Source organism: Aeromonas sp. R6-1, from assembly GCF_040908165.1.
GTDB lineage: Bacteria > Pseudomonadota > Gammaproteobacteria > Enterobacterales > Aeromonadaceae > Aeromonas > Aeromonas caviae.
Map to the genome: position 1 here is coordinate 1 of NZ_JBFODF010000003.1, position 12,034 is coordinate 12,034.

The 12,034-nt window shown below is 63.3% G+C and carries 12 protein-coding genes; 4 read left to right on the forward strand and 8 right to left on the reverse strand.

All coding sequences use genetic code 11. From position 1 onward, the window contains the following. Window positions 1-29: 29 nt before the first annotated feature. From AB5Y68_RS00335 to AB5Y68_RS00350, 4 genes are all read right to left on the reverse strand, one after another. Window positions 30-1,310 carry a sigma 54-interacting transcriptional regulator gene (locus AB5Y68_RS00335; protein WP_039039615.1) on the reverse strand — a complete coding sequence of 427 codons (1,281 nt, stop codon included), beginning with the start codon at window positions 1,308-1,310 and terminating at the stop codon, window positions 30-32. A gap of 54 nt (window positions 1,311-1,364) precedes the next feature. Beyond that, entirely contained in the window at window positions 1,365-1,874 is a 510-nt protein-coding gene (locus AB5Y68_RS00340) for a hypothetical protein (protein WP_039039694.1), read from the reverse strand. 105 nt (window positions 1,875-1,979) lie between these two features. Beyond that, a complete protein-coding gene (locus AB5Y68_RS00345; RefSeq protein ID WP_039039616.1) occupies window positions 1,980-3,392 on the reverse strand; it encodes an ATP-binding protein in 1,413 nt (470 codons plus the stop codon). 102 nt (window positions 3,393-3,494) lie between these two features. Beyond that, window positions 3,495-3,587: a YnhF family membrane protein gene (locus AB5Y68_RS00350; RefSeq protein WP_010675981.1), complete on the reverse strand. Its 93-nt coding sequence runs from the start codon at window positions 3,585-3,587 to the stop codon at window positions 3,495-3,497. Window positions 3,588-3,712: 125 nt separating this feature from the next. Here AB5Y68_RS00350 and folK point away from each other — a divergent pair, with 125 nt between their 5' ends. Then, the gene (gene folK / locus AB5Y68_RS00355) at window positions 3,713-4,258 is read left to right on the forward strand and encodes a 2-amino-4-hydroxy-6-hydroxymethyldihydropteridine diphosphokinase (RefSeq protein ID WP_039039617.1); all 546 of its coding nucleotides are present in this window, start codon (window positions 3,713-3,715) and stop codon (window positions 4,256-4,258) included. Between the two features lie 58 nt (window positions 4,259-4,316). Here folK and AB5Y68_RS00360 read toward each other — a convergent pair whose 3' ends face one another. Then, complete coding sequence (locus tag AB5Y68_RS00360) at window positions 4,317-5,021, reverse strand: SDR family oxidoreductase (protein WP_039039618.1); 705 nt, start codon at window positions 5,019-5,021, stop codon at window positions 4,317-4,319. Window positions 5,022-5,180: 159 nt separating this feature from the next. On the opposite strand from AB5Y68_RS00360, the gene AB5Y68_RS00365 reads away from it, so the two are divergent. Continuing rightward, entirely contained in the window at window positions 5,181-5,585 is a 405-nt protein-coding gene (locus AB5Y68_RS00365; protein ID WP_039039619.1) for a CBS domain-containing protein, read from the forward strand. Window positions 5,586-5,833: 248 nt separating this feature from the next. Next, the gene (locus tag AB5Y68_RS00370) at window positions 5,834-6,598 is read left to right on the forward strand and encodes an ABC transporter substrate-binding protein (RefSeq protein ID WP_039039620.1); all 765 of its coding nucleotides are present in this window, start codon (window positions 5,834-5,836) and stop codon (window positions 6,596-6,598) included. Window positions 6,599-6,699: 101 nt separating this feature from the next. On the opposite strand, the gene asnC is transcribed toward AB5Y68_RS00370, so the two are convergent. Then, window positions 6,700-7,161 carry a transcriptional regulator AsnC gene (gene asnC, locus AB5Y68_RS00375; protein ID WP_010675986.1) on the reverse strand — a complete coding sequence of 154 codons (462 nt, stop codon included), beginning with the start codon at window positions 7,159-7,161 and terminating at the stop codon, window positions 6,700-6,702. A 154-nt stretch (window positions 7,162-7,315) separates the two neighbouring features. On the opposite strand from asnC, the gene asnA reads away from it, so the two are divergent. Beyond that, window positions 7,316-8,308, forward strand: coding sequence for an aspartate--ammonia ligase (gene asnA, locus AB5Y68_RS00380; RefSeq protein WP_039039621.1), 993 nt, complete (start codon window positions 7,316-7,318; stop codon window positions 8,306-8,308). A gap of 228 nt (window positions 8,309-8,536) precedes the next feature. Here the strand turns inward: asnA and AB5Y68_RS00385 are convergent, their stop codons facing one another. Continuing rightward, window positions 8,537-9,361 (reverse strand): MBL fold metallo-hydrolase, encoded by an 825-nt coding sequence (locus AB5Y68_RS00385; protein WP_039039622.1) that lies wholly within the window; start codon window positions 9,359-9,361, stop codon window positions 8,537-8,539. Between the two features lie 60 nt (window positions 9,362-9,421). Further along, entirely contained in the window at window positions 9,422-11,995 is a 2,574-nt protein-coding gene (clpB, locus tag AB5Y68_RS00390; protein ID WP_039039623.1) for an ATP-dependent chaperone ClpB, read from the reverse strand. Between the last annotated feature and the right edge of the window lie 39 nt (window positions 11,996-12,034).

Below are 12,034 nucleotides of genomic sequence, written 5' to 3' on the forward strand. Positions count from 1 at the left end.
CCGTCATCGACGGGCCGCCCCTCTGTCATTTACCCCTTCGACTTGAAGTTGGCCGCCTCGATGCCGTGCCGATTCAGCAGCTTGTAGAAGTCGGTGCGGTTTCTCCCCGCCATGTTGGCCGCCAGGGTCACATTGCCTTCCGTGGTGCGCAGCAGCCGGATCAGGTACTCCTTTTCAAACTCGGCCCGCGCCTCGTTGAACGAGGGAATGCCGCCACCGCCGCCACTCAGGGCCGACTCCACCATGGCCGCGCCTATCACCGGGCTGCAGCAGAGGCTCGCGAGCTGCTCCACCACCCCGCAGAGCTGGCGCACGTTGCCCGGCCAGGCCGCGGCGGCCAGCAGGGCCAGCGCCTCCGGCGAGAAGCCGAGGGCGGCGCAATCGGGGTGACGGTTGCGGTAATCGTCCAGCGCCTGACGGGCCAGCAGGGGGATGTCCTCGCTGCGGGCGCTCAGCGGCGGCAGGGTGATGTTGGCCACGTTGAGGCGGTAGAAGAGATCCTCTCGAAAACGCCCCTCTTCCATAGCGGTCACCAGATCCTGATGGCTGGAGCTGATGACTCGCACCTCGGGGGTGCCCTGACCATACTCCGCCAGCACCTGGAGCAACTTGGCCTGGAGTGACTCCGACAGATCCCCTATCTCGTCGAGGAAGAGGGTGCCGCCTTTGGCCTCGGCAAACAGGCCGGACTGGCCATCCTCGCCAAACAGCTGCAAGTCCAGCGCGGGCCAGGGCAGAGCCGCACAGTTGATGGTATGCAGCGGCTTGTCGCGGCGGTGGCTGGCCTGGTGCAGCGCCTGGGTCATCACCCCCTTGCCGGCGCCGGAGGGGCCCAGAATCAGCACGGGCACGTCCATGGTGGCGATGCTGCTCGCCTGGATCAGCAACTGCTCCATCTGCGGGTTGCGCGTCTGGATGAGGGACTGCCACTCCTGCTGCTGCTTCGGACGGGTCAGGCTGAGAGCATGTTCTATGGTGACCAGCAGCTCGTCCTTGTCGATGGGCTTGGTGAGGAAGCTGAATACCCCGGTGCGGGTCGCCTGGATGGCGTCGGGAATGGTGCCGTGGGCGGTCATGATGATCACCGGCATGCCGAGCCACTGGGACTGGATCCGCTCGAACAGCGCCAGCCCGTCCATGCCCCCCATGCGCAGATCGCTCAGCACCAGGTCGGCCCGTTGCTGGCGCAGCCTGTCCAGCGCTCCTTCGGCGCTGTCGGCGGTATCCACCTCGTAACCCTGGCTGCGCAGGCGCATGCTCATCAGCTTGAGCAGGCTGGCATCATCGTCCACCAGCAGAATACGGCTCATGCTCTCACCCCCTCTTGGCGAAAAACGCGGTCATTATGGCGCGGTCCGGAGCTGTCATGGCTGACCTCCCCCATTGAGCTTACGCTGGTTGAGCTGCTCGTCGATGGCGGAGAGCTGCTCTATCTGCTGGCGCAGACGCTTCACCTCCTGACTCTGATCGTCGCGGCGGCTGTCTCGCACCAGCAGCTCCTCCCCGAGGGCGATCCAGCTGCGCAGGAAGGCCTGGGCATCGAGACCGAGCTCCGGCAACAGAGCCTTCAGCTGATCCAGCCCGGCCCGGCGGCTGGCCACCGATTCGGACGGGTGGGTGTTGACCATGGCCAGGCTGACCCGGCTCTCGAGGTCGGTGGCGCCGGCCAGTCGCTGGCGCTCCTGCATCCGCTGCTGGGGATGGCTGGCCAGCAGCCAGTCCGAGTATTGCAGGCGCACCTGCATCTCCTTGTTGGCAAACTCCATCCGCCTGGCAATCGCCTCCTGGGAAGGCTCGGTGAGGCTGGTAGAAGGCAGCAGGGAACAGCCAGCGAGCAGGCCTATCATCAATACGGGAATCACAAATCGTTTCATCTTGAATGTCACTTCAGATCCTGGTGGGGAACAGGCACCTGCCCGCTCCTCTCAATATTCGGTGTCAAGGCGCCACCCGCACCTGCGGGGTCGCCGCCACGCCCGTCAGCTCGGGCGCACGTTCAAATCCAGCCGGAAACAGACATCCGCCTGGGCATCCTCGATCAGCCTGAGCTCGCCGCCCAGGCTCATGGCAGACTCACGGGCAATGGAGAGGCCCATGCCGGAGCCTTTCAGCAATCCCTGGCGCACTATGCTGCCCTGTTCGAAGGGCTCGAAGATGCGCTCCCGCTCGTCTGGCGGGATGACAGGCCCTTCGTTGGCCACCTCCAGCCAGCCGCCGCCCGCCCCCGCCCCGGCGCGGATCCAGATCTGTCCGCCCCTGGCGCCATAGCTGACCGCGTTGGAAAAGAGATTGTCGAGGATGAGTCGCAGGCGGTAGGGCTCTGCCCGCAGGCTGATGGGCTCGGGCGGCAAGTGTACACTGATTTGCTTGGATTCCAGCGCGAGCCGGTACTCTTCGGACAAGTCTGACAACAAGGGCGCCAGGGGCACCTCGGACAGGGTGAACACCTCCTGCTGGCTGAGGCGATTGAAGTCGAGCAGCCGCTCGATCAGGGTCTGCAGACGGCGGCTGTTCTCCTCCAGCATCTGGCAGATCTCCTGCTGATCCCCGTTGAGGGGCCCCACCAGCTGCTCCGAGAGCAGATCAGCCCCCTCCCGCAGCACGGCAAGGGGGGTTTTCAGCTCGTGGGATACGTGGCGCAGGAACTGGTATTTCTGCTGTTCCAGCTCCTTGAGCTTGTCGTGCAGCCAGCTGATCCGCTCCCCCAGCAGCACCAGTTCGGCCGGGCCATCCACCGGGCGCTGATCCGGCTCGACACCGGCGCCCAAACTCAGGATCCGCGACTCAATCTGACGTACCGGGTGGATGATGAGGTAGGTAAAGAGCAACACCAGCAGCAGGCTGAGCCCGGCCACGAAGCCGCTGACCCACCAGATCTGCTGTTTCAGCTCCACGATGGCGCCCCGCATGCGGGTCACGTGATCATCCACCTGGCTGCGGGTGACCACCTCCAGTTGCTGGTTCAGTTCGTTGAAATCGGTGAAACGGGGGCTGGTCGCCTCCTGCCTGGCCTTGCGCAGATCCTGCAGGCCGTCGAGCCAGACCAGCGCCGCCTCGAGATCTCCGTAGACCTCGGCATCCGGGATGGAGTCCTGATGGGTAGCGAGCAGTTCCCGGTAGCGCACCAACTGCTGCCGATAGCTGGCCAGGATGCGGTCATCACCCAGGACCGCATAGCGGCGCAGGGTGCGCTCCAGATCGATGGCCTGGGTGGAGAGCAGCGTCGCCCGGCGAGTGTCCCGCACCGCACGTTCCATCTCGTCGCTGGTGAGCTGGCCCAGGTGGGAGAGAGCCTGACTGTCGTGCCAGATCATGCCCCCCAGGGGCATCAGCACCAGCACGAAGCCCATCAGTACTACCTGGAGCAGGGAGCGGGGCCGAACCTTGGTCATCTTCTGCGGTCTCGATTCGTCATGGGGGAGCCAGCATATCCGCACTGCCCCAAAAAGCAAAACCGGCCATAAAGCCGGTTTGATTGCTCACCGAGGCCGGATTCACGCCAGACCGACGGACGCCACACAGATGACAATGATCATGGCAAGGGCCCCTGACGCGGCCAACAGTGCCCATTTCATTTCTACGCTCATGCAAACCTCCTTTCTGCCAATCAGCGTTGGATCACAACAGATAACGACATGTTAATTCATAGTGAATCCCATAACCGTGAGCTGCGTATATATTTCAGACGAGCCCAACCCAAGGAATGGAAAGCATGTTTTACCTCTGTAGCATTGGATCCAATCTCGACCCCGCCCTGCACGTCAGTCAGGCCGTCGCCGAATTGCTGGCCCGCTTTGGTCGCCTTCACCTGAGTTCCGTCATCCAGACCAAGCCCGTGGGCATGCATTCACGCCACGACTTCCTCAACTGCCTGTTCGTCGTCCAGAGCGACCTCTCCCCCGTCCAGCTCAAGGCCGAGTTTGTCACCATGGAGCTGGCTCATGGCCGGGATCGCAGCCACCCCCTGTGCAAGGTGGCGGACAGGCCACTGGACATCGACATACTGGCCTGCAGCGAACGGGATGACTTCGCCGAGGCCGGGGTGGATGCCTACCTGGGGGATCTGCTGGCGGAGATGTATCAGGGCGGCAGTGTGGACTCCGGCAAGGTGACCCTCGGCCTGCCGGGCAGCAAGGTGTTTGCGAAGCAGCGCATCGGCCAGGCCCCCATCCATCTCTGCCAGCAAGACGAGGCCCTGCTTCCCGGCAACGGCCACCCCGGCCCCCCTTCCCGGCACGCCGCCATCCGGCACCCTTGAGCCGTTCACACACATGAGGCACCCAAAAGCGCCTCATGTCATGGCGGCCCGCCTTGCCCTAGATGACGGCGAGGGCGCGCCCCCCGTCCACCCGGATGCTGGCCCCGGTCATGTAGTCGTTCTTCATCAGCATCTGTACCGCCTGCCAGATGGGCTCCAGACCCCCTTCCCGCGCCAGCGGCGTCTTCGCCAGCACCTGCTGGCGCCAGTCATCCCCGTGCTCGTCGAGAAACAGGATGGGGCCAGGCTCTATGGTGTTGACCCGCACGGCGGGTGCCAGTTCGCGGGCAAAGCTCATGGCCAGGGAATGGGCTCCCGCCTTGGTGGCCACGTAGGCGGCAAACTGGGGCGCCGGGGCATGGATGTAGATATCGGTGATGTGGATGATGCCCCCGTTGGGCTGGCGGGCAAGGGCGGGGGCCAGCGCCCGGTTGAGCTGGAAGGGAGCCGCCATGTGTACCCGGTAGAACTGATCAAACTGGGCCAGCTGCACCGCAGGATCCGCCGCCTGGGGCTCGAAGGCAGAGGCATTGTGGATGATCAGGGCAAGATCCTCATGGGCCGCCAGCGCCGTCACCACGGCGCCCACCTCCTCTTCCCGGGTGAAGTCCGCCTGAACCAGCTCGACGCCCACGTCTCGCAGACGATCCAGCTCGGGCCGTTCGCTGCGATAGCTGCCCGTCACCTGCCAGCCAGCAGCCACCAGCTGCTCGCACAGATAGAATCCCAGGCGACGGCCACAGCCCGTTACCAATGCACGCATACCTTCTCCTTGTGGTTGTCGCCCTCCCCGATCCATGCAGGATCGCACGGAGGGCCCATTCATCGGCCATGACCTATCGATGTCCGAGGCAAAACCCATTGGCCCCCTGTCACGGTCACCGGGCATAGTGGCCCCATCGACCCCCATGGAGCCACCATCATGCTACAAATTCGCGATCATATGCAGCCATTGACCCACTCACTGCACCCCGGCCTCGGTCTGGCCGAGGCGCTGGACAGACTCCATCGGGCAAACCTGGGGGGCCTGCCGGTACTGGATGACCATCAGCACCTCGTCGGATTTCTCTCCGAGCAGGATTGCATTCCCGCCCTGCTTACGGGCAGCTATCACTGCGACACCCGTACTCTGGTCGAAGATCTGATGAGCCGGGCCCCGCTGTTCGTCTCTCCTGATGACAACATTGTGGATCTCGCCCGCCAGATGGCCGGGGCCAGACCCAAGGTCTATCCAGTGATGGAGGGAGGCAAGGTGACGGGCATCATCAGCCGTCGTCAGGTGATGCAGGCCCTCAACACCCAGATGAAACAGTGTCAGGCAACCTGAGGCAGGCAACCTCGCACAGGTTTCATGCCGGCCACCCTCCCGTCCACAGCCGGCGAGTGGCTGGTCCACCCCACCCGACTCTGCCACGGGGCGGCCTGTCGAGGCAGCCCGCCCCCCTCCCACCGGCACCGTTCGTTTGTCCCCTCCCCATTTCAGGGTTTGCCATCCGTGGTTGTCTCTAGTTAGATAGGTGCCGGTCACAGTCCCTGCCGGATGCGACCCCGTCCCGAGTGCTCAGGAGATGTAACGTGCGACGCTTGCTCGTATTCTGCTTGCTGCTGCCCTGCTGGCTGTCAGCCAGGGAGCTGGTCATTGGTGGCATCCTGGAGCCCCCTCTCAAGTGGCTGGATGCACAGGGACACCCTCGCGGGCTGGATGTGGATCTCGTCACCGCCATCTTCGGCACGCTCCATACCCCCATCAGGATTGAGCTCATCGATTCGGGGGCCAGGCTCACCCGCAATGCCGAAAGCGGCTTCTATGACCTGCTGCTGACCCACTCCTACAAACCGGAGCGGGAGGCCTATCTGCTCTACCCCAAACAGGCCCATATGCTCCATAGCTGGCACTTCTTCATACGCAAGGAGTCCGCAGGCCGGATCCATTATGACCATCTGACGGATCTCAAACCCTGGCGTATCGGTGTCACCCGGGATTTCTCCTATACCCCCGAGCTCGCGGCGGCCATGACAGACCCGAGCTATCACTTCCAGGAGATCCCCATCAACCAGCTGCAACTGCGCAAACTCATCGCCGGTCGCATCGACGTGGTGCCCATGTCCCTGGTCACCGCCTTCACCCAGATAAGAGAGGAGGGACTGGAAGGCAAGCTCGACTACCTGCCAAAACCCCTCAAGACCAGCCCCTACTTCAATGTCTGGACCCGCTCCCGGGCCGATGCCGACACCCCGGCCCTGATGGCCGCCTATGATGCCGAACTGCTGCACATGAAGCGGGACGGCCGGCTCAAAGCCCTCTACGACAAATACGGCATCCCCTATATCGAACCCTGATCCACCGGTCAGGGTGTCATAGCCCACAGGGTCGCATTCTGCTGCGCGAACAGGGTCTCGCACGGGAGAGGGATCTCTACGCCCCCCTCAGACCACCCGACTCAGGGCTTCACATCCCGCAGGATCGGGTTTTGCAGCGAAATCAGCGTCTCGGTGGACTGGATCTCGTCGATGGTCTGGATCTTGTGGATCAGTACCGTCTGCAACTCGTCGATGGAGCGGGTCATCACCTTCATGAAGATGCTGTAGTGGCCCGTGGTGTAGTAGGCCTCCACCACCTCGTCCAGCGCCTGCAGTTTGGCCAGGGCCGACGGGTAATCCTTGGCGCTCTTGAGGTTGATCCCGATGAAGCAGCAGACGTCGTAGCCCAGCTTCTTGGGGTTCACCTGCACCCGCGTTCCCTCGATGATGCCCGCCTGCTTCATCTTCTCTACCCGCACGTGGATGGTGCCCGGGCTCACCAGCAGTTGTTTGGCCAGTTCGGCGTAAGGCAGGCGCGCATTCTCCATCAGGGCGGTAAGGATGGCCTGATCGAGATTATCGATCCGATAATTTTCTGACACTTTTTTGCGCTCCTTTTAATGATTCATCATTAATTAATGGCTTATTTTGAAGAAAAAAACACACAAAGCCTATTTCAATTATCGAATATTGAATTTAGTTGGCATTCTGTTGAAGAATCACCGCATTCAACGGATTCACGACAGGTAATTCAGCATGAAACAGCACTACATCCGCAGCCAACAGCAGATCAGCTTCGTCAAAGAGATGTTCTCCCGCCAACTCGCACTGCAACTCGGCCTGATGGAGGTACAAGCCCCCATTCTGAGCCGGGTCGGTGACGGCACCCAGGACAACCTCTCCGGCTGCGAGCATGCAGTGCAGGTCAAGGTGAAAACCCTGCCGGAGCACAGCTATGAGGTGGTCCACTCCCTGGCCAAGTGGAAGCGCCAGACTCTGGGTCGCTTCGGTTTCGGCCCGGGTGAAGGCATCTACACCCACATGAAGGCACTGCGTCCGGACGAGGATCGTCTCAGCCCCATTCACTCCGTCTACGTCGACCAGTGGGACTGGGAGAAGGTGATGCCGGGCGAGCGCCGGGATCTCGCCTATCTGCAGGAGACGGTGCGCGGCATCTGGGCCGCCATCAAGGCCACCGAGCGCGCGGTCTGTGCCGAGCATGAGCTGACCCCCTTCCTGCCAGCGGATATCCAGTTCCTGCACAGTGAAGAGCTGCTGACCCGCTACCCGGACCTCGATGCCAAGGGACGCGAGCGCGCCATCGCCAAAGAGCTGGGAGCGGTCTTCCTCATCGGTATCGGTGGCGCCCTCTCCCACGGCGAACGCCACGACGTGCGAGCCCCGGACTACGACGACTGGAGCAGCGAGAGCGAGCTCGGGCTGGCGGGTCTGAACGGTGACATCCTGGTGTGGAACCCGGTGCTGGAAGACAGCTTCGAGATCTCCTCCATGGGGATCCGGGTGGACGCAGAGGCCCTGCGCCGCCAGCTCGCCATCACCGGGGACGAAGATCGCCTGCAGTACGACTGGCATCAGGATCTGCTGGCAGCACGCATGCCGCAAACCATCGGCGGCGGCATCGGCCAATCCCGTCTGGCCATGCTGCTGCTGCAAAAAGAGCACATCGGTCAGGTCCAGGTCGGCGTCTGGCCGGCCGAGATGAAGGCCGCCATTGCGGACATGCTGTAACGAATTGATTTGATTGCCTCTGTCCTCCTATCGCGGCAACACGGCGGGGGACAGACGCGATAGCGAAGCTGGTCAGCCGGGGTGGAGAGCGTATCCCGACTGACTGTAAGGCGGGCATGGTCGCTGACTGTGCCTGCCGACCCTGGGGCTTGCCCCTGCGATCCGCTCAACCCACGTCAGATCGCATCGAATACATTCCTCCCGGCAATCTTCGGATTGCCGCTTTTTTTACGCCGAAAAACTGTGCTCAAAACCCGCCCCGATCTGGTGCTGGCGCGGCAGCCCCGCCTTTCTGCTGCCGGTGCAGTGGCAGGCAAACAACCGCTCCACCGCCTCTTCCTGCAGATAGGCTCCGAGCGCCACCGCCCGCTGCGGGCCGGAAAACTTCAGGTGCAGGCCGCCGATGACGGCGTGGATCCGCTCGTCGCCACACACCTCCTTGGCACACTCGATGATGTTCTCGACCCCGGCGTGACCGCAGCCGATAAAGACGATGAGCCCCTGCTCGCTCGTGTAGGCCAGCGCCGAGTCGTCGCTGATGAGGTCTTTCTCCACCCGCCCACCCCGCACTATGTAGCCGAGTAGCGAAGGCGCAGCCCGGTCGCGCCGCACAATGCTGCCGAGGAACACCAGACGATCCGAGAGCCACATCGGCTCGGACGAGCAGTGGGGAAGCAAGCCTCTGGCCGACAGCGACTCCCGATCCAGCGCCCCCGACAGGCGATAGAGGTTGCGCCGCCAGAAGGGCAGCGACAGGAAGTAGCCCCGCTCGCAGAACACGTCCGGACAGGCTATGAGCGGGATGGGTCTTGGATAAGCGGGCAGCGAGCCGACCCCGCCCACATGGTCGTAATGACCGTGAGAGAGCGCCACATGGGTGAGAGAGGCGAGATCGATCCCCATCACGGCGGCGTTGTGGCACAGCGCCCGGCCACGGCCGCTGTCGAACAGCACCCTGAGGCCGTCACACTCCAGCAGCAGCGCCAACCCTCGCTCGGGCAGACAGCCAGGCAGATGAACGTCGTCATCCACCAAAACGGAAAACGTCAGCATCTCAATCCCTCAGAAAACAAAACGCAGGCACGAGGCCTGCGTTTTTCATCGACAATCCCATTACTGGGTCATGGTGAGGCCGTTGCTGTCGGCCCCCAGCCGCAGTGTCTTGCCCGGGATGACCCGGCCGCTGAGCAGGGCCTGGGCCAGCGGGTTCTCCACCTTCTGCTGGATCGCCCGCTTGAGGGGACGCGCCCCGTAGACGGGATCGAACCCGGCATGAACCAGCTTGGTCAGCAGCTCCTCGCTCACCTCCACCTCGAAGCCCTGGGACTCCAGACGGCTCATCAGGCTCTTGAGCTGGATGCGGGCGATGGACTTGATGTGCTCCTCACCGAGCGGGTGGAACACCACGGTCTCGTCGATCCGGTTGATGAATTCCGGCCGGAAGCTGCGGGTCAGCACCTCCATCAGCATGGCCTTCATCTCGTCGTAATCCTTCTCGGAGTGGTGCTCCTGGATGAGATCAGACCCGAGGTTGGAGGTCATGATCACTACGGTGTTGCGGAAGTCCACGGTACGCCCCTGACCGTCGGTCAGGCGGCCATCGTCCAGCACCTGCAACAGGATGTTGAAGACATCGGGATGCGCCTTCTCCACCTCGTCCAGCAGGATCACCGAGTAGGGGCGACGGCGCACCGCCTCGGTGAGATAGCCCCCTTCCTCGTAACCCACGTATCCCGGAGGCGCCCCCACCAGACGGGCCACGCTGTGTTTCTCCATGAACTCGGACATGTCGATCCGCACCATGGCGTCCTGGGTATCGAACAGGAACTCCGCCAGCGCCTTGCACAGCTCGGTCTTGCCCACCCCGGTGGGGCCGAGGAAGAGGAAGGAGCCGATGGGGCGGTTCGGGTCGGACAGCCCGGCACGAGAGCGGCGAATGGCGTTGGAGACGGCGTCCACCGCCTCTTCCTGGCCGATCACCCGGCTGTGCAGCTGATCCTCCATCCGCAGCAGCTTCTCCCGTTCCCCTTCCAGCATGCGGGCCACCGGAATGCCGGTCCAGCGGGCCAGGACGTCGGCGATCTCCACGTCGGTGACTCTGTTGCGCAGCAGGCTGGTCTCCTGCATCTCGGCCTGGGTGGCGAGATCCAGCTGTTTCTCCAGCTCCGGGATGCGGCCGTACTGCAACTCGGACATGCGACCCAAATCCCCTGCGCGGCGCGCCACCTCGAGATCCTGACGGGCCTGCTCCAGTGCCGCCTTGATGTGCTGAGTCCCGGCGAGGGCAGCCTTCTCGGCCTTCCACACCTCTTCCAGCTCGTTGTATTCCCGCTCTTTTTCCGTCAGCTCCTGATTGAGCAGATCGAGGCGCTTGCGGCTGGCGTCATCGTCCTCCTTCATCAGCGCCTGCTGCTCCAGCTTGAGCTGGATGATGCGCCGCTCGAGCCGGTCCAGGGATTCCGGCTTGGAGTCGATCTGGAGCCGGATGCTGGCCGCCGCCTCGTCGATGAGGTCGATGGCCTTGTCAGGCAGCTGGCGATCCGCGATGTAGCGGTGGGAGAGCTGGGCCGCCGCGACGATGGCGGGGTCGGTGATCTGCACATGGTGGTGCAGCTCGTAGCGCTCCTTCAGGCCACGCAGGATGGCGATGGTGTCCTCCACCGAGGGCTCCTCCACCAGCACCTTCTGGAAACGGCGCTCCAGCGCGGCATCCTTCTCCACGTACTGCCTGTACTCATCGAGGGTGGTGGCCCCGACGCAGTGCAGCTCGCCGCGGGCCAGGGCGGGCTTGAGCATGTTGCCCGCATCCATGGCACCCTCGCCCTTGCCGGCGCCGACCATGGTGTGCAGTTCGTCCACGAAGAGGATGACGCTGCCCTCCTCCTTGGCCAGATCGTTCAGAACCGCCTTGAGGCGTTCCTCGAACTCGCCGCGATACTTGGCACCGGCCACCAGGGCCCCCATGTCGAGCGACAGCACCCGCTTGTTCTTGAGCCCTTCCGGCACTTCGCCATTGATGATGCGCTGGGCCAGCCCCTCGACGATGGCGGTCTTGCCGACGCCGGGGGCACCGATCAGCACCGGGTTGTTCTTGGTGCGGCGTTGCAGCACCTGGATGGTGCGGCGAATCTCGTCATCCCGGCCGATCACCGGGTCGAGCTTGCCGAGTTCTGCCCGCTCGGTGAGATCGATGGTGTACTTCTCCAGCGCCTGGCGATTCTCCTCGGCGTTGGCATCCTCCACCTTCTTGCCGCCACGGACCTTGTCGATGGCTGCCTCAAGTTTTTCCTTGGTCAGCCCCTGGGCACGCAGCAGCTCGCCCAGCGTCCCCTTCTCGTCCAGGGCCGCCAGCACGAACAGCTCGGACGAGATGAACTGATCCTTGCGCTGCTGGGCCAGCTTGTCGCAGACGTTGAGCAGGCGGCCGAGGCCGTTGGAGAGCTGTACGTCCCCTTCCACCCCGCTGACGCGGGGCAGGCGATCCAGCTCCTCGCCGAGGCGCGAGCGCAGGGTATTGATGTCGAGCCCGGTCAAGGTGAGCAGCGGACGAATGGATCCGCCGTCCTGATTGAGCAAGGCGCTCATCAGATGGACGGGTTCGATGAATTGGTGGTCACGACCCAGTGCAAGAGACTGGGCATCGGAAATGGCAATCTGGAATTTGCTGGTCAGGCGATCGAGGCGCATTGCACTCCCCCTTCAAGACAGACGCCGCATGCGCGGCAA